Source organism: Lysobacter sp. Root667, from assembly GCF_001427715.1.
Taxonomy (GTDB): Bacteria; Pseudomonadota; Gammaproteobacteria; order Xanthomonadales; family Xanthomonadaceae; genus Lysobacter.
Genome location: NZ_LMHF01000013.1, coordinates 112,458 through 133,706 on the forward strand (window position 1 = coordinate 112,458; position 21,249 = coordinate 133,706).

The 21,249-nt window shown below is 68.3% G+C and carries 26 protein-coding genes; 18 read left to right on the top strand and 8 right to left on the bottom strand.

The annotated features are described in order from the left end of the window. Window positions 1–84: 84 nt before the first annotated feature. Window positions 85–570 carry a DUF456 domain-containing protein gene (locus tag ASD78_RS13205; RefSeq protein WP_055906252.1) on the bottom strand — a complete coding sequence of 162 codons (486 nt, stop codon included), beginning with the start codon at window positions 568–570 and terminating at the stop codon, window positions 85–87. Window positions 571–786: 216 nt separating this feature from the next. On the opposite strand from ASD78_RS13205, the gene ASD78_RS13210 reads away from it, so the two are divergent. Then, a complete protein-coding gene (locus ASD78_RS13210) occupies window positions 787–996 on the top strand; it encodes a cold-shock protein (protein ID WP_055906256.1) in 210 nt (69 codons plus the stop codon). 208 nt (window positions 997–1,204) lie between these two features. On the opposite strand, the gene ASD78_RS13215 is transcribed toward ASD78_RS13210, so the two are convergent. The 3 genes from ASD78_RS13215 to ASD78_RS13225 form a co-directional block, all read right to left on the bottom strand. After that, window positions 1,205–2,329: a M35 family metallo-endopeptidase gene (locus tag ASD78_RS13215; protein WP_055906259.1), complete on the bottom strand. Its 1,125-nt coding sequence runs from the start codon at window positions 2,327–2,329 to the stop codon at window positions 1,205–1,207. A 264-nt stretch (window positions 2,330–2,593) separates the two neighbouring features. After that, window positions 2,594–3,076 carry a glycine zipper 2TM domain-containing protein gene (locus tag ASD78_RS13220; RefSeq protein ID WP_055906262.1) on the bottom strand — a complete coding sequence of 161 codons (483 nt, stop codon included), beginning with the start codon at window positions 3,074–3,076 and terminating at the stop codon, window positions 2,594–2,596. A 143-nt stretch (window positions 3,077–3,219) separates the two neighbouring features. After that, a complete protein-coding gene (locus ASD78_RS13225; RefSeq protein ID WP_055906265.1) occupies window positions 3,220–3,672 on the bottom strand; it encodes a hypothetical protein in 453 nt (150 codons plus the stop codon). A 91-nt stretch (window positions 3,673–3,763) separates the two neighbouring features. Between ASD78_RS13225 and ASD78_RS13230 the strand changes: the two genes are divergently transcribed. Then, a complete protein-coding gene (locus ASD78_RS13230; RefSeq protein WP_056102142.1) occupies window positions 3,764–4,579 on the top strand; it encodes a tRNA threonylcarbamoyladenosine dehydratase in 816 nt (271 codons plus the stop codon). 141 nt (window positions 4,580–4,720) lie between these two features. On the opposite strand, the gene ASD78_RS13235 is transcribed toward ASD78_RS13230, so the two are convergent. Further along, window positions 4,721–5,491: a TatD family hydrolase gene (locus tag ASD78_RS13235; protein WP_056102145.1), complete on the bottom strand. Its 771-nt coding sequence runs from the start codon at window positions 5,489–5,491 to the stop codon at window positions 4,721–4,723. 3 nt (window positions 5,492–5,494) lie between these two features. Then, window positions 5,495–5,716, bottom strand: a complete 222-nt coding sequence (locus ASD78_RS13240) for a DUF6116 family protein (RefSeq protein ID WP_055906270.1) — start codon at window positions 5,714–5,716, stop codon at window positions 5,495–5,497. Between the two features lie 194 nt (window positions 5,717–5,910). Here ASD78_RS13240 and ASD78_RS13245 point away from each other — a divergent pair, with 194 nt between their 5' ends. From ASD78_RS13245 to ASD78_RS13265, 5 genes are all read left to right on the top strand, one after another. Continuing rightward, window positions 5,911–6,735, top strand: a complete 825-nt coding sequence (locus tag ASD78_RS13245; protein WP_056102148.1) for a glycine zipper 2TM domain-containing protein — start codon at window positions 5,911–5,913, stop codon at window positions 6,733–6,735. A gap of 214 nt (window positions 6,736–6,949) precedes the next feature. Then, window positions 6,950–8,113 carry an acyl-CoA dehydrogenase family protein gene (locus tag ASD78_RS13250; RefSeq protein ID WP_055906277.1) on the top strand — a complete coding sequence of 388 codons (1,164 nt, stop codon included), beginning with the start codon at window positions 6,950–6,952 and terminating at the stop codon, window positions 8,111–8,113. Window positions 8,114–8,299: 186 nt separating this feature from the next. Further along, window positions 8,300–8,857 carry a GNAT family N-acetyltransferase gene (locus ASD78_RS20770; protein ID WP_056102151.1) on the top strand — a complete coding sequence of 186 codons (558 nt, stop codon included), beginning with the start codon at window positions 8,300–8,302 and terminating at the stop codon, window positions 8,855–8,857. Continuing rightward, complete coding sequence (locus ASD78_RS20775; protein ID WP_162250174.1) at window positions 8,854–9,510, top strand: glutathione S-transferase family protein; 657 nt, start codon at window positions 8,854–8,856, stop codon at window positions 9,508–9,510. Before ASD78_RS20770 ends, ASD78_RS20775 begins: the two co-directional genes overlap by 4 nt. 122 nt (window positions 9,511–9,632) lie before the next feature. Then, a complete protein-coding gene (locus tag ASD78_RS13265; protein WP_056102917.1) occupies window positions 9,633–11,873 on the top strand; it encodes a thiamine pyrophosphate-dependent enzyme in 2,241 nt (746 codons plus the stop codon). Between the two features lie 478 nt (window positions 11,874–12,351). On the opposite strand, the gene ASD78_RS13270 is transcribed toward ASD78_RS13265, so the two are convergent. Continuing rightward, window positions 12,352–13,236 (bottom strand): folate-binding protein YgfZ, encoded by an 885-nt coding sequence (locus ASD78_RS13270; protein ID WP_056102156.1) that lies wholly within the window; start codon window positions 13,234–13,236, stop codon window positions 12,352–12,354. A gap of 29 nt (window positions 13,237–13,265) precedes the next feature. On the opposite strand from ASD78_RS13270, the gene ASD78_RS21555 reads away from it, so the two are divergent. The 11 genes from ASD78_RS21555 to lolD all read left to right on the top strand — a co-directional run bounded on the left by ASD78_RS21555 (window position 13,266) and on the right by lolD (window position 20,866). Next, the gene (locus ASD78_RS21555; protein ID WP_082559813.1) at window positions 13,266–13,442 is read left to right on the top strand and encodes a succinate dehydrogenase assembly factor 4; all 177 of its coding nucleotides are present in this window, start codon (window positions 13,266–13,268) and stop codon (window positions 13,440–13,442) included. Window positions 13,443–13,520: 78 nt separating this feature from the next. After that, window positions 13,521–13,916 (top strand): succinate dehydrogenase, cytochrome b556 subunit, encoded by a 396-nt coding sequence (gene sdhC, locus ASD78_RS13275; RefSeq protein WP_055906290.1) that lies wholly within the window; start codon window positions 13,521–13,523, stop codon window positions 13,914–13,916. Continuing rightward, window positions 13,913–14,305 carry a succinate dehydrogenase, hydrophobic membrane anchor protein gene (gene sdhD / locus ASD78_RS13280; RefSeq protein ID WP_055906293.1) on the top strand — a complete coding sequence of 131 codons (393 nt, stop codon included), beginning with the start codon at window positions 13,913–13,915 and terminating at the stop codon, window positions 14,303–14,305. Before sdhC ends, sdhD begins: the two co-directional genes overlap by 4 nt. A 41-nt stretch (window positions 14,306–14,346) precedes the next feature. Further along, window positions 14,347–16,101 (top strand): succinate dehydrogenase flavoprotein subunit, encoded by a 1,755-nt coding sequence (sdhA, locus tag ASD78_RS13285; RefSeq protein WP_056102921.1) that lies wholly within the window; start codon window positions 14,347–14,349, stop codon window positions 16,099–16,101. Between the two features lie 81 nt (window positions 16,102–16,182). Further along, window positions 16,183–16,965, top strand: a complete 783-nt coding sequence (locus ASD78_RS13290; protein WP_055906296.1) for a succinate dehydrogenase iron-sulfur subunit — start codon at window positions 16,183–16,185, stop codon at window positions 16,963–16,965. Window positions 16,966–17,123: 158 nt separating this feature from the next. Next, window positions 17,124–17,546 carry an MAPEG family protein gene (locus ASD78_RS13295; RefSeq protein ID WP_055906299.1) on the top strand — a complete coding sequence of 141 codons (423 nt, stop codon included), beginning with the start codon at window positions 17,124–17,126 and terminating at the stop codon, window positions 17,544–17,546. After that, window positions 17,543–18,259: a hypothetical protein gene (locus ASD78_RS13300; RefSeq protein WP_056102160.1), complete on the top strand. Its 717-nt coding sequence runs from the start codon at window positions 17,543–17,545 to the stop codon at window positions 18,257–18,259. The genes ASD78_RS13295 and ASD78_RS13300 overlap by 4 nt, the downstream gene beginning before the upstream one ends. Then, on the top strand, window positions 18,246–18,500 hold the full coding sequence (locus ASD78_RS13305; RefSeq protein WP_055906305.1) for a succinate dehydrogenase assembly factor 2: 255 nt from the start codon (window positions 18,246–18,248) through the stop codon (window positions 18,498–18,500). The genes ASD78_RS13300 and ASD78_RS13305 overlap by 14 nt, the downstream gene beginning before the upstream one ends. Then, a complete protein-coding gene (locus ASD78_RS13310; RefSeq protein WP_056102162.1) occupies window positions 18,451–18,897 on the top strand; it encodes a hypothetical protein in 447 nt (148 codons plus the stop codon). Before ASD78_RS13305 ends, ASD78_RS13310 begins: the two co-directional genes overlap by 50 nt. Window positions 18,898–18,903: 6 nt before the next feature. Next, window positions 18,904–20,154, top strand: coding sequence for a lipoprotein-releasing ABC transporter permease subunit (locus ASD78_RS13315; RefSeq protein WP_055906311.1), 1,251 nt, complete (start codon window positions 18,904–18,906; stop codon window positions 20,152–20,154). Window positions 20,155–20,164: 10 nt separating this feature from the next. Next, window positions 20,165–20,866 (top strand): lipoprotein-releasing ABC transporter ATP-binding protein LolD, encoded by a 702-nt coding sequence (gene lolD, locus ASD78_RS13320; RefSeq protein WP_156087799.1) that lies wholly within the window; start codon window positions 20,165–20,167, stop codon window positions 20,864–20,866. A 51-nt stretch (window positions 20,867–20,917) separates the two neighbouring features. Here lolD and ASD78_RS13325 read toward each other — a convergent pair whose 3' ends face one another. After that, complete coding sequence (locus ASD78_RS13325) at window positions 20,918–21,229, bottom strand: hypothetical protein (RefSeq protein ID WP_055906317.1); 312 nt, start codon at window positions 21,227–21,229, stop codon at window positions 20,918–20,920. Between the last annotated feature and the right edge of the window lie 20 nt (window positions 21,230–21,249).

Below are 21,249 nucleotides of genomic sequence, written 5' to 3' on the forward strand. Positions count from 1 at the left end.
CCGCGGGCCGCCGGGGTTACCACCTTGAATGCGATTCGCCTTCAGCGCGGCTTCCGAAACAGGGAATGCGCCGCGCAGGCTCCGTCACAGAATCCAGGCCGCCACGAACAGCGCCACCATCGCGAACGCGAGCCCGAGTTTCAGTACCGTGCCGACCAGGATGCCGACCCAGGTGCCGACGCCGACCTTGGTCGCGTGGGCCAGCTGACGGCTGTGAATCAGTTCGCCGCCGAGCGCGCCGACGAAGGGGCCGGCGAACAGGCCGATCGGGCCGAAGAACAATCCGGCGAAGGTGCCGATCACGGCCCCGGCCAGGGCCAGCTTGCTGGCGCCGACGCGCTTGGCGCCCATCGCCGTGGCCAGGAAATCCACCCCCATCGACACCACCGTCAACACCGCCAGCACGGTCAGGGTGATCCAGCCGACTTGTTCAAATCCCCCGGCCCATGCGGCCAGCAACATGCCGGCGAAAACCAGCGGCAAACCCGGCAGCGCCGGCAGCACCGTGCCGGCGATTCCGACCAGGATCAGCAGCCCGGCCAGCACGTAATAAACAGTCGTGAAATCCATCCATAACCCCCGTCCGGACAGGCTGTCCGGGCTGTTTGCATTTTGCCCCATGGCGGGGTAAGTTGCGGGCGCTGTGTTTGCCAAGGGTCACCGTGAATCGTGGCCCGATGCGGTTGATCCTCGATCCGCTACATCGTTGCACCTCGCTTCCTCCTTGCAACCAGCACGCAGCGCGAGCTGCGTTAAACAAACCAACGTTTCAAGGAGCAGGTAAAAATGTCGAACCGTGAATTCGGTACCGTCAAGTGGTTCAACGATGCCAAGGGCTTCGGCTTCATCAGCCGCGAGAACGGCGAGGACGTGTTCGTGCACTTCCGCGCGATCCAGTCCCAGGGCTTCAAGAGCCTGAAGGAAGGCCAGAAGGTCTCCTTCACCGTCGTGCAGGGCCAGAAGGGTCTGCAGGCCGACGCCGTCGAGCCGCTGTAAGGCAACACCCCATCCAAGCGCGGCCGCGAGGCGGCGCTCAGGACCTGAAAAGCCCGGCGCGAGCCGGGCTTTTCTTTTTCCGCGAATCATTCCCGGCGGTTATCTCGCGCTGAAAATCCCCGGCCCGTTTATGTTTCTGCGCCGCAGCCGTCCGACATAAACAAAGCGGCCCGCCGTAACGGGCCGCTGTGCGCTGTCGCGATGCCGCTCAGTTCTGGAACGGGGTGTTCTCGGCGAAGTACTCGTGGTTATCGGCGTTATCCAGCGCGTTGGCCGGATTGCTGATCGCCAGATTCTTGGCGCCGCTCTGGCCGTAGACGTGATCGTCGGTGCCGGCGACCGCGTTGAAGTGGCTCATCTCGTGGATCAGGGTGCCGGCCTTGGAGTCGGTGCCGGTCAGCGGAGCGGTCCAGAACGACTTGCAGACATAGATCTGGTACGGCTGGTTCGGATACACGTAGGCGTAGTAGTTCTGGTTGCAGCCGCAGTTGATGGTGATCTGGCCGTTGTTCTGGTCCATCGCCGCATCGATCGAGACGAAGTGCTGGCGTGCGGTGCTGTAGCGCGACGAGGTGTAGGCGCCGAACCAGGTCGTATAGCGGGCACCGACGGTGCCGGCGTTGAGATAGCCCTTGGCGTTTTCGGAATAGCTGCGTGCCGAGTTCACGGCCTGGCCGGCGGTGGTGATGCGCGAGCTCGTGCAGCCGACGTAGTTGACGCCGTTGACCACCTGCAGCGGGCCGACCGGCTTGGCCGCGGCGCTGACGCGCTGGGCCGCGTCGAGCTTGGCGCCGCCGTCCACCCACAGCCGCAGCGGGGCGCTGCGTGCGCTCATCGGCAGGCCGTTGGCCTGGTTCAGCAGCTTGCGGTCGTCGGTGGAAGCGAATTGCAGCGGGGCGTTGTAGGTGACGGTGTAGTCGCCGGCCTGCGACAGGTCGTAGGCCGAGGCCAGGTCGACCACGGTACGGTAGGTTTCGCCCGGACGCAGGATCGCGAAGTCGGCCGCCTGCGGCGTGCCGCGCTTGATCATCGGGCCCTGGTATTCGACCTTGGCGCCGTCGACGCTGACTTCGAACAGGTTGGCGTCCAGCACTTCGGTGGGCAACTGCCACTTCGGCAGACGCACGGTGCGGCGGCTGGTGTTGGTCACGGCGATTTCGACCGTGCCCTGCAGCGCGCCCACGCTGGCGGCGCTGAGCGCGCCGGCGCCGCCGTCGAACGCGCTGATGCTCACGCGCAACGGGTTGGCTGGAGCGGCGGGGCCGGCGGCGGTGGCCGCGGCGATGGCGCCGGCCAGGACTGCGGTGCCGGAAACGACATGCAATAGCTTCATTCGACCGATCTCCTTGTCTTCGTGTAGGCGAGGTCCGCGGGGGCGGACCGACCGACACTAATCCTGTGCAAGTGCGGTTCGGGTGGCGATCGGGGGGTTGCGTGCCCCGCAAGCGTGACTGAGGTAGCAATGTGCGAAATCGCTGCCGAAATGCTGCCGCGCAGCATCGATGCGGCATCGGTATGGGGCCCGGGCAGGAGGTTCAGGCAGAAAAAAAGCGGCTCGCCGTAGCGAGCCGCTTTTCGACAGCCGTCTTGCCGAGAGTCAGCGCACCCAGGCGCGGCCGTTGTAGACGCGGACGTAGCTGCCTTCGCGGATGCCGCCCAGGTCGTTCTGGGTCACCACCGTGGTACGGCCGTCGTCCATGCGTACGTAGACGTTGAAGCGGCCGTTGTCGACGCGGTTCTGGATCGCGTTGCCGGCGATCGCGCCGCCGACCGCGCCGGCGACCGCGGCGACGTTCTGGTTGCCCTTGCTGCCGCCGGTGTGGGACGAGATTTCATGGCCGGCGACCGCGCCGACGATGCCGCCGAGGACGGCGCCGGTCTTGCTGGGGGCGGAACCGCCGCCAGCCAATTGCTCGATCCGGGTCACGGTGCCGCAGTCGTAGCAGTTGGCCGGGGCGTTGCCGTAGTTCGGCTGCGAATTGCCGTAGCCGGACGAGTAGCCCGGCGAGGTGGCGCAACCGGCCAAGGCCAGGGTCGCGGCGGCTGCGATGCCGAGCAGGCGAAAATTCTGGGTGTTCATTACTAATCTCCTGCGGGTGGAGGGGCGAGTGGCGAAACCCGCCACGCGTGCTCCAACCTAGGCGGCGACGTGTGAACAGCCCATCAATCGGAACCCTGCCTCGCCGCCGCGTTCAGCCGGCGGCGGGCATTGGCACGCTGGGCTCAGCCCTTGAAGTCCTGATGGCAGTTTCCGCAGGCCTCGCCGATCTGCTCGGTCAAGGCGCCGACGCCGGCGCAGTTGAGCGGCGGGCTGGCCAGCGCCGCATCGAGGGTGCCGCGGAATTTGCTCGCATGCTGGCCGAAACGGGCATCGTCCTTGAGGTCGGGGAAGGCCCATTCCAGATCGTCGGCGGTGGTGCGCAGCGCCTTCACGTGCGGCAGGGTGTCGGTCGCCGCGCAACGGTTCTCCGTGACCCGGTCCTTAAGCTGCTTGAGGTGCCACTGCTGCACGTGCATCACGCTGTCGGGAAAGGGATCCTGACGCGCCTGCCACGCCCTCATCAGCATCACCGTGCCGATCGCGCCCATGACCAGGCCGATCAGGAACAGGAACAAGTACTTCCTGCCGTTGCCCTTGCGCGGGGCAGCGACGGTGTTGGGCTGGGTGTCATTCATTGCCTGGCCTCCTCCAAGATGATCGAACCTTAACACGCAGCGTTGCGCGTTCCGCCAGGGCTAAATGGGGGCGTGCACGTACAATGTGCGCATGAGTGAAAACACTGTGGCTCCCGCGTGGCGGGAACGTTTCGCCGGCATCGACCGGCTCTACGGCAACGGCGCGGTCGCGCGCCTGTCCGCGCGCCGCGTGGCCGTGATCGGCATGGGCGGAGTCGGATCGTGGGCGGTAGAGGCGCTAGCGCGCAGCGGCGTCGGCCACCTGACCCTGATCGACGCCGACGACCTGTGCCTGTCCAACACCAACCGCCAGTTGCCGGCAATGGACGGCCACTACGGCCGCGCCAAGGTCGAGGTCATGGCCGAGCGCTGCCGTGCGATCAATCCGGAAATCGGCCTGGATGCGGTGCAGAGCTTCCTGACCCCGTCCAACCTCGATGAACTGCTCGACCGTGGCTACGACCTGGTCCTGGACGCCTGCGACAGCTTCCGCAGCAAGGTCGAACTGATCGCTTGGTGCCGGCGCCGCAAGCTGCCGGTGATCGCGGTCGGTTCGGCCGGCGGCCGCACCGATCCGACCCTGGTGCGGGTGCGTGACCTCTCGCGCACCGAACACGACGCGATGCTGGCGCTGATCCGCAAGAAGCTGCGCAGCGAGTTCAACTTCCCCAAGAACCCGGACCGCTACTTCGGCGTCAGCGCGATCTACTCGCTGGAGAACGTCAAATACCCGCAAGCCGACGGCACCGTCTGCGGCCTGCGGCCCAAGCTCGACGCCGACGCCGCGCTGAAGCTGGACTGCGGCGCCGGCCTGGGCGCGGCCACCCACATCACCGGCGCGTTCGCGTTCGCGGCGGTGGGGAAGGGCTTGGAGATCCTGCTGAAGCCGAAGGCCGAAGCCGCCTGAGCGCTTTTTTGGGGTAGGAGCGGCGTAAGCCGCGACCGCGCGACCGTATACACCGACGTCGCCACGGCGATGCGGGATTGTCGGCGCTTGCACCGTTGTCGTTCTGTCGCGGTCGCGGCTTACGCCGCTCCTACCCCAAAGCTACGGCGGCAATCGAAACAACCGCTCCGCGTTCGCGCTGGTCGCGGCCGCGAGCGCGTCGGGGGCGATGCCGCGCAGCGCCGCGATCGTGTCGCATACCGCGCTCAGCCGCGCCGGTTCGTTGCGCTGGCCGCGGATGCCGGCGTCGGGCTGGTCGGGCGCGTCGGTTTCCAGCAGCAGATGCTCGATCGGCATGCTCGCGGCCAGCCCGCGCAACCGGTTCGCGCGTTCGTAGGTGACCGGGCCGCCCAGGCCCAGCAGGAACCCGGCCTTCCACAACTGCCGCGCCTGTTCCTCGCTGCCCGAATAGCTGTGGACGACGCCGCGCAGCCGGCCGGTGCGGCGGATCGCCGCGATCACCGCGTCCACCGCGCGCCGCGCATGCACGATCACCGGCAGATCGAAATCGCGCGCCAGGCGCAGCTGGCCCTCGAAATAGAGCGACTGCGCTTCCGGGTCCAGGCCTTCGACGAAATAGTCCAGGCCGCATTCGCCGACCGCTAGCGGACGTTCGCGCTCGATCCAGTCGCCGAGCTCGCGCAGGTGCTCGGGCCGGTGCGAGCTCAGATACATCGGGTGCAGGCCGTAGGCCGGATGCAGGCCCTGGTCCTGCGCGCAGACCTCGCGCAGCTTGGGCCAGCTCGCCGCTTCGACGGCAGGGACCACCTGCCGCATCACGCCGGCGGCCTGCGCGCGTGCGATCACCGCCGCGCGATCCTGGTCGAACTCGGGCGCGTCCAGGTGGCTGTGGCTGTCGACCAGCGTGGCCACGATTCAGCGGGCGGGCGGCGCCGGCGGCTCCAGCGGCACGTCCTTGCGCTTCTTCCAGTTGGCCAGCAGCAAGGTGCCCAGGCCGAGCAGCAACTCGTCCGCGAAGGGCACGAAGTCCGGTATCACCAGGTCCAGTCCGAACAGGACCGCGGTGAGCATGAACAGCCGCGGATAACTCAGGCGTCCGAGGAAGCCCATCAGGGGAGCAAGCAGGGGGTTGGCCATGTCGATACCGGGTTGTGACGCGCGTTGCAAACACGCTAACACGTCGTCGCGGCGGGTTCATGCGGGGGACAGATTTGCCGATTTCAATAGGTACTTGTTCAGGTTTCGAGTGTTGCAATGGCGCCGTCCACACCCGCGGACCACCGTCCGCGCCATCAGTTCCACAGAACCCGTGCCACCGCAGGAGGCTCACGATGAATAAGAACATGTTGGCTGTAGCGCTCGCTTCGCTGCTCGTAGGCGGCGTCGCCGTCGCCGCGTTCCAGAGCTTCCGTGGCAACGGCGCTGCCCCGGCCACTTCCCTGACCAATCCGGACGCCGGCGCCATGGCCACGGCGGAAGGCGATATCGCCCCCAACGGCGCGATCGCGACCACCGCCAAGCCGGAGGTCGATTACGCCGACGTGATCAACGTCAAGCCGATCAACGAGAAGCAGGCGCTGTATGCGACCGTGCTCGGCACCGACCCGGTGCGCGAGACCAGCACCAGCTCGACCCCGCGCGAAGTCTGCGAGGACGTGGTCGTGCAGGAACGCCTGCCCGAGCGCGACGGCAACATCGGCGGTACGGTCGCCGGCGCCTTGATCGGCGGCCTCGTCGGCAACCAGGTCGGCGGCGGCAACGGCAAGAAGGCCGCGACCGTGGCCGGCGCCGCCGCCGGCGGCTACATCGGCAACCGCGTCGACCGCAACCACGTCGGCGGCCGGGTCGTGAACCGCACCGAGCGCCAGTGCCACACCGTCTCGGAGAGCTCGCAGTCCACGCGCGTGATCGCCTACAACGTGACCTACCGCAACCCGGACGGCACCACCGGCACCATGCGCACCGACAGCAAGCCGGGCAAGCGCATTTCGCTGGGCAACGAGGACAAGGTGGTCGGCTACGACGTGACCTACCGCTACCAGGGCCAGAACCAGACTGTGCGCATGGACGAGCGGCCGGGCCAGAAGCTGCCGGTCATCGACGGCCAGGTCGTGACCCAGACCGCCTCGGCGGACAGCGGCAACGAACACGGCTGAGTCGTGCGCAGGCACGGCCTGCGACCCTCCGCCGAACGACGACGGGGCCGGTTATCCGGCCCCGTTTTCGTTGATGCGGCCAGGCCGGCCTCGCGCGAGGACGGCCTGATAACGCTTACAGCGGCCCGGTCGCGCGCAAACTTCGGCCTTACCCGGACCGGGCGCGGCCATTACAATGGCGTTCTTTTCGTTGATACGGTCCCCTGAGCGCGCCATGGCCCTGAATCCCTACGATCTGTACGACGTCCGTTCCCTGCTCAGCGAAGAGGAGCGCGCCGTACAGGACACCGTGGCCCGTTTCACCGACGAGCGCGTGATCCCGATCATCGGCGATGCCTTCGACCAGGGCCGCTTCCCCAAGGAGCTGGTCTCCGAGATCGCCGACCTCGGCCTGCTCGGTTCCTCGCTGCCTGAGCAGTACGGTTGCGCCGGCCTCAACGCGGTCAGCTACGGCCTGATCTGCCAGGAACTCGAGCGCGGCGACAGCGGCATCCGCAGCTTCGTCAGCGTGCAGTCCTCGCTGTGCATGTACCCGATCTACGCCTACGGCAGCGAAGAGCAGCGCCAGCGCTGGCTGCCGGGCATGGCCCGCGGCGAGATCATCGGCTGCTTCGGCCTGACCGAGCCGCACGGCGGCTCCGATCCGGCCAACATGAAGACCAACGCCAAGAAGGACGGCGGCGACTGGGTCCTCAACGGTTCCAAGATGTGGATCACCAACGGCAACCTCGCCGACATCGCGATCGTCTGGGCGCAGACCGAGGACGGCATCCAGGGCTTCGTGGTCGAGAAGGGCATGCCCGGTTTCGCCGCCCAGGAAATCAAGCACAAGATGAGCCTGCGCGCGTCGGTGACCTCGTCGCTGTTCTTCGACAACGTGCGCGTGCCCGACGCCAACCGCCTGCCCAACGTGAAGGGTCTCAAGGGCCCGCTGGGCTGCCTGACCCAGGCCCGCTACGGCATTACCTGGGGTCCGATCGGTGCGGCCATCGCCTGCCTCGACGAGGCGCTGGGCTACACCAAGGAGCGCATCCTGTTCGACCGTCCGGTCGCGGCGACCCAGTCGGCGCAGATCAAGATGGCCGAGATGGCGCGCCGCATCACGCTGGCGCAGCTGCTCGTCGTCCAGCTCGGCCGTCTCAAGGACGCCGGCCAGATGCAGCCGACCCAGGTGTCGCTGGCGAAGTGGAACAACTGCCGCATGGCGATCGACATCGCCCGCGAATGCCGCGATCTGCTCGGCGGCGCCGGCATCACCACCGAACACGCGGCGATCCGCCACGCGCTGAACCTGGAATCGGTGATCACGTACGAAGGCACCGAGACGATCCACCAGCTGGTGGTCGGCCGCGAGCTGACCGGCATCAACGCGTTCTAAAAGATTTTCCCTTCTCCCGCCGCGCGGGAGAAGGTGGCCCGCAGGGCCGGATGAGGGCGCGCGTCGAAGCAGTGCCGGCGCAAGCCAAGCAGCGCTCGCGCGCCCTCACCCCAACCCCTCTCCCGCACGCGGGAGAGGGGCTACACACCGCCAGTGATTCACGCTCAGCAGGAGAGCCGATCCGTGATGACGATTCCCGACCTGCAGCTGGAAACGCCGCGCCTGCTGCTGCGTCCGCCGCAGCTGGACGACTTCGACGCCTGGGCCGGGTTCATGGCCGCCGGCGACTACCTGCGCTACATCGGCGGCCCGCAGGCGCGGCCCTTGGCCTGGCGCGGCATGATGTCGGTGATCGGTTCCTGGGCCGCGGTGGGCTACGGTTTCTTCTCGGTGTTCGAGAAGTCCTCCGGCCGCTGGATCGGCCGCCTCGGTCCCTGGCAGCCGGAAGGCTGGCCGGGCACCGAAGTGGGTTGGGGCATCGTCGAAAGCGAAGGCGGCAAGGGCTATGCGAGCGAAGGCGCGGCGGCGGCCATCGACTGGGCCTTCGACCGGCTCGGCTGGAGCGAAGTGATCCACACCATCGACACCGGCAACCTCGCTTCCAAGGGCGTGGCCGCCAAGCTCGGTTCGCGCTATCTGCGCCAGGACCGCCTGCCCGAACCCTTCAACGACAAGGACATCGAGGTCTGGGGCCAGAGCCGCGAAGAATGGCGCGCGCGCCGCAAGCACGGAGACCGCGCATGATCACCGTCCACGGCTTCTCGCCCTCGGGCAATTGCCACAAGCTCAAGCTGCTGCTGGAGCAGCTCGGCCAGCCCTACCGCTGGGTCGAAGTCGACAGCAGCCGCGGCGAAACCCGCACTCCGCAGTTCCTGGCCCTGAACCCGAACGGCAAAGTGCCGGTGATCGAGCTCGAAGACGGCCGCACCCTCAGCGAATCCAACGCGATCCTGTACTACCTCGCCAACGGCAGCGCCTTCCTCGCCGACGATCGCTGGCAGCGCGCGCAGACCCTGAGCTGGATGAACTTCGAGCAGTACAGCCACGAACCCTATGTCGCGGTCGCGCGTTTCATCGCCGGCTGGACCCCGCTGGATTCGCCGCGCCGCGCCGAGCTGCCGATGCTGCGCGAACGCGGCCATCGCGCGCTGCAGGTGATGGAACGCCATCTGGGCGAACACGACTGGTTCAGCGCCGGCCGCTACGGCATCGCCGACATCGCCTTGTTCGCCTACACCGACGTCGCCGGCCACGGCGGCATCGACCTGACGCCGTACCCGGCGCTGCTGGCCTGGCTGGCGCGCGTGCGCGCGACCCCGGGCTTCGTCGCCTTGCCCGAACCCGACGCCCTGGCGGCGGAGCGGATCGCGCAAACCCCCGTGATTCAGACGGTTTGACCCCCTTTCGACTGGCCGACCCGACACGGGCGGCGGAGCATCCGATGTCAGCGCAACCGCAGTCTTCGATCTTCAGCAGCGTGCCGAACTTCAACCCGGTCGCGGATCCGATTCCCGCGCGCATGAAAGGCCTCAACCGGGCCGAGATCTGCGACGTCAACTTCGTCGAGTTCGTCAAAGGCTGGAGCGGTCGCGCCGACGCGCGCCCGGCCGCGCACGAGGCGATCCTGGACGGCAGCGCGCTCGACGCGCGCGGCTTCCGCGAGCTGTTCGAATCGCAGCTGATCAGCCGCCACCTCGATCTGATGGCGCGCGTGCTGCGGGTCCAGAACAAGGTCTTCTACACCATCGGTTCCAGCGGCCACGAAGGCAACGCGATGGTGGCGCGGCTGACCCGCCACACCGATCCGGCGTTCCTGCATTACCGCAGCGGCGGCTTCATGGCCGAGCGCTTCCGCAAGCTGCCGGGCATGGACCCGGTGATGGATTCGGCGCTGTCGTTCGCCGCCAGCAAGGACGATCCGGCCTCCGGCGGCCGGCACAAGGTCTGGGGCAGCAAGCCTTTGTGGGTGCTGCCGCAGACCTCGACCATCGCCTCGCACCTGCCCAAGGCGCTGGGCACCGCGGTGGCGATCGAAACCGGTCGCCGTCTCGGCCATGCGCTGCCGATCCCCGACGACAGCATCGCGATCTGCTCCTTCGGCGACGCTTCGGCCAACCACGCCACCGCCCAGACCGCGTTCAACGCCGCGGCCTGGACCGCGTACCAGAAGCTGCCGGCGCCGGTGCTGTTCGTGTGCGAGGACAACGGCATCGGCATCTCGGTGAAGACCCCGGGCGGCTGGATCGGCAACCGCTTCCGCAACATGGACGGGCTGGACTATTTCGCCGCCGACGGCCTGGATCTGGCCAACGGCTACGCCGACGTGCAGCGCGCGGTCGAGCATTGCCGGCGCACCCGCCGTCCGACCTTTCTGCACCTGCGCACCACCCGCATCATGGGTCACGCCGGCACCGACTTCGAGATCGAATGGCGTTCGGTCGAGGAGCTGTGCGCGGTCGAGGCCAGCGATCCGCTGCTGCGTTCGGCGGCGATCGCGCTGGAGTCGGGGCTGATGTCCGCCGACGAGGTGCTGGAACTCTACGAAGCCACGCGCAAGCGCTGCTTCGCCGCGGCCGAGGAGGCCGATCGCCGGCCCAAGCTCGACCGGCTCGCCGACGTGATCGCGCCGCTGGCGCCGTACTCGCCCGAGGCGGTCGCCCGGGAAGCCGCGCGCGCCGACTACGCCGAGCGTCGCCTGGAGGTGTTCGGCGGCGCAGCCAAGCTGCCGGAGAACCAGCCGCCGCGGCACCTGGCGATCCAGATCAACAACGCCCTGCACGACATCTTCGCCAAGTACCCCGAGACCTTGCTGTTCGGCGAGGACGTGGCCCAGAAGGGCGGCGTCTACACCGTCACCAAGGGCCTGCAGAAGGCGTTCGGCCCGCGTCGCGTGTTCAATACGCTGCTCGACGAGACCATGATCCTGGGCATGGCCCAGGGGTTCGCCAACGTCGGCCTGCTGCCGATCCCGGAAATCCAGTACCTGGCGTACTTCCACAACGCCTGCGACCAGATCCGCGGCGAAGCGGCCTCGCTGCAGTTCTTCAGCAACAACCAGTACCGCAACCCGATGGTGGTGCGCATCGCCGGCCTGGGGTACCAGCGCGGTTTCGGCGGCCACTTCCACAACGACAACTCGATCACCGCGCTGCGCGACATTCCCGGCCTGGTGGTCGGCTGCCCCTCGCGCGGCGACGACGCCGCGACCATGCTGCGCACCCTGACCGCGCTGGCCAAGGTCGACGGCCGGGTGGCAGTGTTCCTGGAACCGATCGCGCTGTACATGAGCAAGGATCTGTACGAGCCCGGCGACGGCGCCTGGCTGACCTCGTACCCGTCGCCCGACCAGGCCATGACCCTGGGCGAGGGGCGCAGCTACGGCGACGGCGACGACCTGGTGATCTTCAGCTACGGCAACGGCGTGCCGATGAGCCTGCGCGCCGCGCGCGCGATCGAGGCCAAGCACGGCTGGAGAACGCGCGTGGTCGACCTGCGCTGGCTGGTGCCACTCAACGACGCCTACATCGTCGAGCAGGCGCGCAACGCCAAGCGCATCATCGTGGTCGACGAAGGCAGGCGCAGCGCCGGCGTGGGCGAGGGCGTGATCACCGCGATCGCCGAAGGCGGTTTCGGCGGACGTCCGTTCCAGCGCGTGGTCGGCGTCGACACCTATACCCCGCTGGCCGGTGCCGCGTTCCTGGTGATTCCGGGCGAAGAAGACATCGTCGCCGCGGCGGATGTGCTGGCCGGGAATTCCTGAGCGGCGATGCTTGGGGCTACGGTCGCGTCCGCGACCGCAGCCTCATGCGGGAGCGACGCGGGTCGCGATCGCGCCACCGCGCCGCCGCGCAGGCCGGCGACGCCGTCCAGGCTGACGCGGTTTCCCTGTGGGAGCGACGTAAGTCGCGATATCTCCACGCCGCGATGATGTAGCTTGCGAGCGAAAAGCATCGCGACTTACGTCGCTCCCACAGAAAGCGCCGCAGCCCGCGTGCGAGGCGGGGCCTTCAGCGCGGCGTAGGGATATCGCGACTTACGTCGCTCCCACAGAAAGCGCCGCAGCCCGCGTGTGAAGCGGGGCCTTCAGCGCGGCGTAGGGATATCGCGACTTACGTCGCTCCCACAGAAAGCGCCGCAGCTCGCGTGTGAAGCGGGGCCTTCAGCGCGGCGTGGAGATATCGCGACTTACGTCGCTCCCACAGAAAGCGTGTCGCAGCCCGCGGGCGGAGCAGGGCGCCTCAGCGCGCCAGACCGTCCAGCAGCGCAAGCGGTTCGCAGGGCTGCCCACCGGTAAAGAGCGGGACGTCGGGGGCCTGCAGCGGCATCACCGCCAAGCCTTCGTCGTTCACCGCGCAGATGACCTGTCCCACCGGCGAGACCGCGCCGGCCGCACCGGCGGCCGCTGCGCCGGTCGTCACTTCGTCCTGGGCGGCCACGCCAGCGCCGCGCAGCCGCATCAGGCCGCGCTTGGCTTTCCCCAGGAAGTGGGTGCGGGCCACGATCTCCTGGCCCGGGTAGCAGCCCTTCTTGACGCTGAAGGCCCCCAGTCGCTCCAGCGACAGCTGCTGCGGCGTCCATTGCTCGACCTGCTCCGGCCCCAGCCGCGGCAGGCCGTGGCGCAGATCGTCCAGGGCCCAGCGCTCGAGCGCCGCCGCGTCCTCGGGCACGCCGTGCGTGGCCACGATGCGCAGGCTGCGTGCGCCGCCGTCGCCGCTCAGATCCAACTCGATCCCGCTGCCTTCGTCTCCGCCCAGGGCATTGCCGCGGGCCTGGCCCGGGGCCGCGTAGCGCGCTTCCACGGCCAGATCGGAACGTACGGCGACGACGGTTTTGCTTCGGAACAAGTAGCGCTTCAGCGCAGCGGCGATCGTTTCCGGGTCGGCATCGGGCAACAGCAGCCAGATCCGCTCATCGGCCAGACGCAGCAAAGCCATGAGCGCGATCACCCGCCCTTTGGGCGTCAGCCAGCCGCTCCAGTGCCATTGCCCCGGAGCCAAGGCGTTGACATCGTTCATGAACTGCGCCTGCGCGAATACCGCCGCGTCGCGGCCGGAAAGCTCGATCACGCGGTGGCCGGGCAGGGCGAATGCCTGTCCGGACGGAGCCTGCGGGTTGTCATGCATGGGGGCGGGACTTAAGATTTAACGCTGTGATGATAGGCGAAACCACCCCGGAAGCAGCGGCGGACCCCGCGGTCGAGACCCCGGCACCCTCCGTTCCGGCCACCGGCAGCGATGCGCCACCGGGCAAGGAGTACGGCGGGCGCGACGGTCCCGACCCGACCCGCTACGGCGATTGGGAAAAAAACGGCCGCTGCATCGACTTCTAGCTACGCCTCGCCTTCACTGCACCTCACCCATCCTTCCCGCCACGCGGCGCCGCCGCCCAGCCGAGACAGCCATCGCTCATGGCGAACCGCGAACGTCCCTTGTCACCGCATCTGCAGGTTTACGCCTGGCAGATCCAGATGGTGACCTCGATCGTGCACCGGATCACCGGTTGCATCCTTTCCGTCGGCGCCCTGCTGATCGCCTGGGCCCTGGTCGCGCTGGCGGCCGGTCCCGAAGCCTGGGCCCAGTTCACCGCCTGCGCGCGCTCGCCGCTGGGCTTCCTGATCCTGTTCGGCTGGACCTGGGCCTTCGCCTACCACCTGCTCAACGGCATCCGCCACCTGGTCCAGGACGCCGGCTACGCCTACCGCGTCGCGACCTTCGTGCGCAACGGCTGGATCAGCGTGATCGGCAGCCTGGTCGTGACCGCGCTGATCTGGCTGGTCGCGATGATGCAGCGGGGTGGCGCATGAACGCCCGCGGCAAGCTGCGCAACCCGCTCAAGACCGCGCGCGGCCTGGGCTCGGCGAAGGACGGCACCCACCACTTCGTGGTCCAGCGCGTCACCGCGATCGCGCTGATCTTCCTGTCCCTGTACGTGCTCGGCCTGGTGATCTCCTGGATCGGCGGCGACTACGCCGCGGTGCGCGCCTCGGTCGCCCACCCGTGCAACGCCGTGCTGCTGGTGGCGTTCCTGGTCGCGATGTTCTGGCACGCCAAGCTCGGCCTGCAGGTGGTCATCGAGGACTACGTGCATACCCCGTGGCTGGCGATCGCCTCCCAGCTCACCGTCGTTTTCGTCTGCGTCCTCGCTGCGCTCGCTAGCGTGCTCGCCGTTATCCGCATCGCGCTGGGAGCCTGACCGTGGCCGCCGCTTACAAGATCCAGGAACACAAGTTCGACATGATCGTGGTCGGCGCCGGCGGTGCCGGCCTGCGCGCCACCTTCGGTCTGGCCCAGAAGGGCCTGAAGACCGCCTGCATCACCAAGGTCTTCCCGACCCGTTCGCATACCGTCGCCGCCCAGGGCGGCATCTCGGCCGCGCTCGCCAACATGGGCGAGGACGACTGGCGCTACCACTTCTTCGACACCGTCAAGGGTTCGGACTGGCTGGGCGACCAGGACGCGATCGAGTACATGTGCAAAGAGGCCATTCCGGCCATCATCGAACTCGAACACCAGGGCGTGCCGTTCTCGCGCACCGAAGAGGGCAAGATCTACCAGCGCCCGTTCGGCGGCATGACCACCAAGTACGGCGAAGGCCCGCCGGCGCAGCGCACCTGCGCCGCCGCCGACCGCACCGGCCACGCCATCCTGCACACGCTGTACCAGCAGTCGCTGGCGCACGACGCGCAGTTCTTCATCGAGTACTTCGCGCTCGACCTGATCATGGACGCCGACGGCGCCTGCCGCGGCGTGCTCGCCCTGGACATGGCCGAAGGCACGCTGCACCTGTTCCGCGCCCAGGGCACGGTGCTGGCGACCGGCGGCTACGGCCGCGCCTACTTCTCCGCGACCTCGGCCCATACCTGCACCGGCGACGGCGGCGGCATGGCCCTGCGCGCGGGCTTGGGCCTGCAGGACATGGAATTCGTGCAGTTCCACCCGACCGGCATCTACGGCGCCGGCTGCCTGATCACCGAAGGCGTGCGGGGCGAGGGCGGCATCCTGCGCAACAGCAACGGCGAGCGCTTCATGGAGCGCTACGCGCCGAGCGTGAAGGACCTGGCGCCGCGCGACATGGTCAGCCGTTCGATGACCATCGAAATCCGTGAAGGCCGCGGCGTCGGCGAGCACAAGGACCACATCCTGCTCGACCTGACCCACCTCGGCCCGGAAGTCATCCACGAGAAGCTGCCGGGCATCGCCGAATCGGCGCGCATCTTCGCCAACGTCGATGTCGAGAAGGAGCCCATTCCGGTCATCCCGACCGTGCACTACAACATGGGCGGCATTCCGACCAACTATCACGGCGAAGTCGTGCAGTTGAAGAACGGCAACCCCGACTCGGTCGTGCCGGGCCTGTACGCGATCGGCGAAGCGGCCTGCGTGTCGGTGCACGGCGCCAACCGCCTGGGCTCGAACTCGCTGCTCGACCTGGTGGTGTTCGGTCGCGCGGTCGCCAATCGTTGCGCCGAGACCATCACCCCGGACGCGCCCCAGCCGCGACTGGCCGGCGACGCCTGCGACGAAGCGCTGGCGCGCCTGGACAAGCTGCGCAACGCCAACGGCGGCACCTCGACCGCGGTCATCCGCGATCGCATGCAGCGCACCATGCAGGCCGACGCCGCGGTGTTCCGCACCGGCGAAACGCTCAGCGACGGCGTGCGCAAGATCCGCGAGATCCACGCCTCGTTCGCCGACGTCAAGGTCAGCGATCGTTCGCTGATCTGGAACTCGGACCTGATCGAGACCTACGAGCTGTCGAACCTGCTCGGTCAGGCCCTGGCGACCATCGTCTCGGCCGAGAACCGCACCGAATCGCGCGGCGCCCACGCCCGTGAGGACTTCCCGACGCGCAACGACGCCGAGTGGCAGAAGCACACCCTGTGCTATGTCGACGAGAGCGGCAAGACCAGCATCGATTACCGCCCGGTGCACAACTACACGCTCACCGACGACGTCGCCTACGTCCCGCCCAAGGAGCGTAAGTACTGATCGGCCTTCGCGACGCGCGCACCCGCGCGCGCCAGCACCGCAACCGACCCCAGTACCGACGCTAGCCGAGAGATTGCCAGCATGGCCGAATTCGCCCTACCGAAGAACTCGCAGATCCAGAAGGGCCGCCATTGGGCGACGCCGGGCGCCAAGCAGCCGCGCACCTTCAAGGTCTACCGCTGGAACCCCGACGACGGCATGAACCCGCGCGTGGACACCTACGAGGTGGACCTGGCGGCATGCGGCCCGATGGTTCTGGACGCGCTGATCAAGATCAAGAACGAGATCGACCCGACCCTGACCTTCCGCCGCTCCTGCCGCGAAGGCATCTGCGGTTCGTGCGCGATGAACATCGACGGCACCAACACCCTGGCCTGCACCCGCGCGATCGCGGACTGCGGCAAGGCCGAAGTGCCGATCTACCCGCTGCCGCACATGGACGTGGTCAAGGACCTGGTTCCGGACCTGACCCACTTCTACGCCCAGTACGCCTCGATCAAGCCCTGGCTGCGCACCCAGAGCGCGACCCCGTCCGACCGCGAGCGCCTGCAGTCGCCGGAGGACCGCAAGAAGCTCGACGGCCTGTACGAATGCATCCTGTGCGCCTGCTGCTCGACCAGCTGCCCGAGCTACTGGTGGAACGGCGACCGCTACCTCGGCCCGGCGATCCTGCTGCAGGCCTACCGCTGGATCGTCGACTCGCGCGACGAAGACACCGGCGCGCGCTTGGACGACCTCGAAGATCCGTTCAAGCTCTACCGTTGCCACACCATCATGAACTGCGCGCGGACCTGCCCGAAGGGCCTGAACCCGGCGCAGGCGATCGGCGAGATCAAGAAGCTGATGCTGGCGCGCCGCGTCTAAGCAGCAGTCTGCTCACGGAACAGCGGGTCTCCCGCTCACGATGGCTGGCTCCTCCCTCTCCCGCTTGCGGGAGAGGGCAGGGTGAGGGCCGCTCGCCGCCCCCAACCCCGCGATCCGGCTACCATCCGCATCCAGCCCGACACACCCACAGGCGAGCGATGGACCCCAAGCTCCTGTTCCTGCCTGCCGCCGCCATGGCGGCCTTGACCTGCCTGGTCTGGATCCGCCTGTACGTGGTGCGCATCGGCCAGATGCGCCGCGAACGCATCCACCCGCAGGCCGTGGCGACCTCGGCGCAGGCCAGCGCCAAGCTCACCCAGAGCGCAGCCGCCGACAATTTCCGCAACCTGTTCGAACTGCCGGTGCTGTTCTACCTGGCGCTGACCGTGGCCGCCGTAGCCCAACTCGGCGACGCCGTGGTGCTGGCGCTGGCCTGGAGCTTCGTCGCGCTGCGCGTGCTGCACAGCGCGATCCACTGCGGCTACAACCGGGTCATGCACCGCTTTCTCGTCTACATCGCCGGCGCCTGCGTGCTGTGGGCGCTGTGGGGATACCTCTCCATCGGATTGCTGCGCGCATGAGCCTGGCCGACCGCACCGAACATCAACCCCGCGCCCACCGTCGCTCCGCACCGGTGCTGGCCACGCTGCTGCTGGCGGCGGCTCCGGCCCTGCCGCTGCACGCGCAGGCGCCGTCGGCACCTCCCGCCCAACACTACGCCGCGGCGCTCGACTACGTGGTCTCCGCGCGCTACGTCGAGTTGCTGGACGGCATCGTCAATCGCTTCGCCGCCGGCGCCAACGTGGCGAGCGACCCGGACGACCTGGCGATGAAGCGTCGCGTCGTGCGCGACATGTCGCGCGAGGTCATGGCCGATTCGCTGGCGCGCTCGCTCGCGGCCGACACCCCGATCGAGGTGTTGCGCGCCGGCGCCGCCTACGCCAGGAGCGAGGCGGGCCGGATCGAGTTCGCCTGCGTGGCGCGCATGGCGGAAGGGCCGGAGGGCTACGATGCCTGCCTCAAGGCCGGCGCCAACGCCGCTCAGCTCCAGCGCATCGCGGATCACGCCCAAACCGAATCCGGCCTGCCGCTGATGGCCAAGCTGCTCAAGGGCGAGGCGGTGGTCGCGGCCTTGAACGCCAGCACCGGCGATCTGGTCGAACGCGACGCCGAGATCGCCGCGCAGCTGGCCGGTTATTGCAAGCGCAAGCCGGACGAGGGCATGTGCGGCTATCGCAGCGAGGCTGGCGGCCCGGAAGCCGCGGCCGAAGGGAACGCCGATGAGCGACGCTGACGACACCGAGCTGCGCCGCCTGCGCTGGCGCAGCCGCCGCGGCATGCGCGAACTCGACCAGCTGTTCGGCCGTTACCTGGACCGCGCCTGGGCGCAGGATTCCGAAAGCCAGCGCGGCGTTTTCCTACGCCTGCTGGAATGCGAGGACGATAAGCTCTGGCGCTGGTTCATGGGTTACGAGGCCTGTCCAGATGCCGAGCTCGACACGCTCATCCAACGCATCCGCGCCATGCCGGCTTGAGTGGCGCCCCTCGCGCCGGCTCGCCGCCGCGCTGGTCCTGATCGGCGCGCTCGCCGCCTGGGCGACGCTCGCCAGCGAACTGCCGTTGCCGCTGGCCGTGCTCTTCGCCGCGGCCGCGCTGAGCTACAGCGCCTGGCTAGCGCGGCGGGAGCTGCGCAGCCGGCCGCAATGGATGGTCGTCGCCGCCGATGCGGTCCGGCTGGACGGGGTCGCCCTGGACCAGGCGACCCTGGAATGGCGCGGGCCGCTGGCCCTGCTGCGCTATCGCGACGGCGACGGCCGCCCTCGGCAGCGGATCTGGTGGCCCGATACCCTGGACGCCGCCGGTCGTCGTGAACTGCGGCTGGCTTGGCCGGTCCAAGCGCCTACGCCCGACTCGCGTTCAATGGCACCATAGCCGGATATGTTCAAACCCATTCCTGTCGCCATCGGCCTGCGCTACCTGCGCGCCAAGCGCCGCAACGGCTTCATCTCCTTCATCTCGCTGGCCTCGATCGCGGGCATCGCCCTGGGCGTGACCGCGCTGATCACCACCCTGGCGGTGATGAGCGGCTTCCAGCGCGAAATCCGCGACCGCATGCTGCAGATGGCCGCGCACGCCACCGTCAGCGCCTATGGCGAACCGCTCACCGACTGGCAGCGCGCCGTCGACGCGGCCATCGCCGACAAGCGCGTGGCCGGCGCCGCGCCCTACATCGAGAAAGAAACCCTGCTGTCCGGCGCGCGCAATCAGCCGGCCCTGGTGCGCGGCGTGCTGCCCGACCAGGAAAGCAAGGTCTCGGTGCTGGCCAGCAAGAAGATCATGAAGCAGGGCAGCCTGGAGTCGCTGACCCCGGGCAGCTACAACATCGTCCTGGGCAAGGAACTGGCGATGTGGCTGGGCGTCGGCGTCGGCGACAGCGTGGTCATGATGACCTCCGACTTCCGCAGCACACCGATGGGCGCGCTGCCCCAGCTCAAGCGCTTCACCGTCAGCGGCATCTTCGAGGCCGGCTACAACGAGTTCGACAAGGGCCTGGCCGTCGTCAACCTGCACGACATCCAGCGCGTGCTGCGCATGGGCGACGGCGTCACCGGCGTGCGCCTGAAACTGCACGACATGGACCTGGCCTGGGACGTCGCCCGCGATCTGGCGCTGCGCCTGGGCGGGCCCTACAACGTCAGCGACTGGACCAGCGACAACGCCAACATGTTCCGCGCCCTGAAGATGGAAAAGACCATCATGGCGATCCTGCTGTCGCTGATCATCGCGATGGGCGCGTTCAACCTGGTGTCCTCGCAGGTGATGCTGGTCACCGACAAGCAGGCCGACATCGCGATCCTGCGCACCCTCGGCCTGACGCCGCGCGGGGTGATGCAGGTGTTCGTGGTCCAGGGCACTCTGATCGGCGTGATCGGCACCGTGCTGGGCGTGATCGGTGGCATCGTGCTGACGCTCAACCTGGAACACATCCTCAAGGCCATCGAGAACGTGCTGGGCGTGCAATTGCTGCCCGAGGACGTCTACTACATCACCGGCTTGCCCACCGATCTGCAGAGCAGCGACGTGGTCGCGATCGCGGCGGTGGCGCTGGCGATGGCCTTCCTGGCCACCATCTATCCCGCCTGGCGCGCCGCGCGTACGGCCCCGGCCGAGGCGCTGCGCTATGAGTAACCCGCAAGCCATGCCCGCCGACGACGCGGTGATCCGCTGCACCGGCCTGGCCATGACCTACGCCGAAGGCAAGCTGGTCACGCCGGTGTTCGACGGCCTGGACCTGGCCGTGGAGCGCGGTGAAACCGTCGCCATCCTGGGCGCGTCCGGCGCCGGCAAGAGCACGCTGCTGCACCTGCTGGGCGGGCTCGACACGCCGACCGCGGGCGAGGTCTTCGTCGCCGGCCAGCGCATGAACGCCTTGTCCGACGCCGCTCGCGGCGCGCTGCGCAACCGCGCGCTCGGCTTCGTCTACCAGTTCCATCACCTGTTGCCCGAGTTCACCGCGCTGGAGAACGTGATGCTGCCGGTGTTGCTCGCCGGCGCCGCGGTGCCCGACGCCAGCCAGCGCGCAAAGGCGCTGCTGGAATCGGTCGGCCTGGGCCATCGCCTCGTGCACAAGCCCGGCGAACTCTCCGGCGGCGAACGTCAGCGCGCCGCCGTCGCCCGCGCCCTGGTCAACAAGCCCGCCTGCGTGCTCGGCGACGAACCGACCGGCAACCTCGACGAGAAGACCGCCGCGACCGTGTTCGAGCTGATGCTGGCGCTGAACCGCGAACAAGGCACCAGCCTGGTCCTGGTCACCCACGACCGCCGCCTCGCGCGGCGCCTGGACCGCGTCATGGAACTGCACGAAGGCAAGCTGCGGGAGCTGGCGGCCAGCGAGGTCTGAATCGGCGTAGCGGTCCCGCGCCGGCGCGACGCCGGAGCAGGACCGCAAGGCTCAGGTGTCCTTGCTGCGGCCCGACGACAGCAGGCCCGCCAGTCCGCCCACCGAGGCCGAACCGATCGCCACCAGGCCCTGCGGCGCGTGGGCGCCGATGCAGGCGATCACGACCAGTCCGATGATGGTCAGCACCGTCATCCCGCCCAGGAAGTAGATCGCCAAGCGATAGGTCCAGCGGTCCGAGGCGCCGGGATTGTTCTTCCTCAGTTCGTCGATCAAGGCGCACTTTTGCTGGTGATCGAGCGCCTCGTTGGCCAGCACCCGGTCCATCAGGTCGTACAGCGTCTTTGCCCCATCCGTTGCCTGCATAACTCCCCCTGTGATCGGTT

What these genes read in the sequence shown, in the direction of transcription:
- ASD78_RS13205 (WP_055906252.1), bottom strand. Translation starts at nt 570, where the DNA reads ATGGATTTCACGACTGTTTATTACGTGCTGGCCGGGCTGCTGATCCTG.
- ASD78_RS13210 (WP_055906256.1), top strand. Translation starts at nt 787, where the DNA reads ATGTCGAACCGTGAATTCGGTACCGTCAAGTGGTTCAACGATGCCAAG.
- ASD78_RS13215 (WP_055906259.1), bottom strand. Translation starts at nt 2,329, where the DNA reads ATGAAGCTATTGCATGTCGTTTCCGGCACCGCAGTCCTGGCCGGCGCC.
- ASD78_RS13220 (WP_055906262.1), bottom strand. Translation starts at nt 3,076, where the DNA reads ATGAACACCCAGAATTTTCGCCTGCTCGGCATCGCAGCCGCCGCGACC.
- ASD78_RS13225 (WP_055906265.1), bottom strand. Translation starts at nt 3,672, where the DNA reads ATGAATGACACCCAGCCCAACACCGTCGCTGCCCCGCGCAAGGGCAAC.
- ASD78_RS13230 (WP_056102142.1), top strand. Translation starts at nt 3,764, where the DNA reads ATGAGTGAAAACACTGTGGCTCCCGCGTGGCGGGAACGTTTCGCCGGC.
- ASD78_RS13240 (WP_055906270.1), bottom strand. Translation starts at nt 5,716, where the DNA reads ATGGCCAACCCCCTGCTTGCTCCCCTGATGGGCTTCCTCGGACGCCTG.
- ASD78_RS13245 (WP_056102148.1), top strand. Translation starts at nt 5,911, where the DNA reads ATGAATAAGAACATGTTGGCTGTAGCGCTCGCTTCGCTGCTCGTAGGC.
- ASD78_RS13250 (WP_055906277.1), top strand. Translation starts at nt 6,950, where the DNA reads ATGGCCCTGAATCCCTACGATCTGTACGACGTCCGTTCCCTGCTCAGC.
- ASD78_RS20770 (WP_056102151.1), top strand. Translation starts at nt 8,300, where the DNA reads ATGACGATTCCCGACCTGCAGCTGGAAACGCCGCGCCTGCTGCTGCGT.
- ASD78_RS20775 (WP_162250174.1), top strand. Translation starts at nt 8,854, where the DNA reads ATGATCACCGTCCACGGCTTCTCGCCCTCGGGCAATTGCCACAAGCTC.
- ASD78_RS13265 (WP_056102917.1), top strand. Translation starts at nt 9,633, where the DNA reads ATGAAAGGCCTCAACCGGGCCGAGATCTGCGACGTCAACTTCGTCGAG.
- ASD78_RS13270 (WP_056102156.1), bottom strand. Translation starts at nt 13,236, where the DNA reads ATGCATGACAACCCGCAGGCTCCGTCCGGACAGGCATTCGCCCTGCCC.
- ASD78_RS21555 (WP_082559813.1), top strand. Translation starts at nt 13,266, where the DNA reads ATGATAGGCGAAACCACCCCGGAAGCAGCGGCGGACCCCGCGGTCGAG.
- sdhC (WP_055906290.1), top strand. Translation starts at nt 13,521, where the DNA reads ATGGCGAACCGCGAACGTCCCTTGTCACCGCATCTGCAGGTTTACGCC.
- sdhD (WP_055906293.1), top strand. Translation starts at nt 13,913, where the DNA reads ATGAACGCCCGCGGCAAGCTGCGCAACCCGCTCAAGACCGCGCGCGGC.
- sdhA (WP_056102921.1), top strand. Translation starts at nt 14,347, where the DNA reads ATGATCGTGGTCGGCGCCGGCGGTGCCGGCCTGCGCGCCACCTTCGGT.
- ASD78_RS13290 (WP_055906296.1), top strand. Translation starts at nt 16,183, where the DNA reads ATGGCCGAATTCGCCCTACCGAAGAACTCGCAGATCCAGAAGGGCCGC.
- ASD78_RS13295 (WP_055906299.1), top strand. Translation starts at nt 17,124, where the DNA reads ATGGACCCCAAGCTCCTGTTCCTGCCTGCCGCCGCCATGGCGGCCTTG.
- ASD78_RS13300 (WP_056102160.1), top strand. Translation starts at nt 17,543, where the DNA reads ATGAGCCTGGCCGACCGCACCGAACATCAACCCCGCGCCCACCGTCGC.
- ASD78_RS13305 (WP_055906305.1), top strand. Translation starts at nt 18,246, where the DNA reads ATGAGCGACGCTGACGACACCGAGCTGCGCCGCCTGCGCTGGCGCAGC.
- ASD78_RS13310 (WP_056102162.1), top strand. Translation starts at nt 18,451, where the DNA reads ATGCCGAGCTCGACACGCTCATCCAACGCATCCGCGCCATGCCGGCTT.
- ASD78_RS13315 (WP_055906311.1), top strand. Translation starts at nt 18,904, where the DNA reads ATGTTCAAACCCATTCCTGTCGCCATCGGCCTGCGCTACCTGCGCGCC.
- lolD (WP_156087799.1), top strand. Translation starts at nt 20,165, where the DNA reads ATGCCCGCCGACGACGCGGTGATCCGCTGCACCGGCCTGGCCATGACC.
- ASD78_RS13325 (WP_055906317.1), bottom strand. Translation starts at nt 21,229, where the DNA reads ATGCAGGCAACGGATGGGGCAAAGACGCTGTACGACCTGATGGACCGG.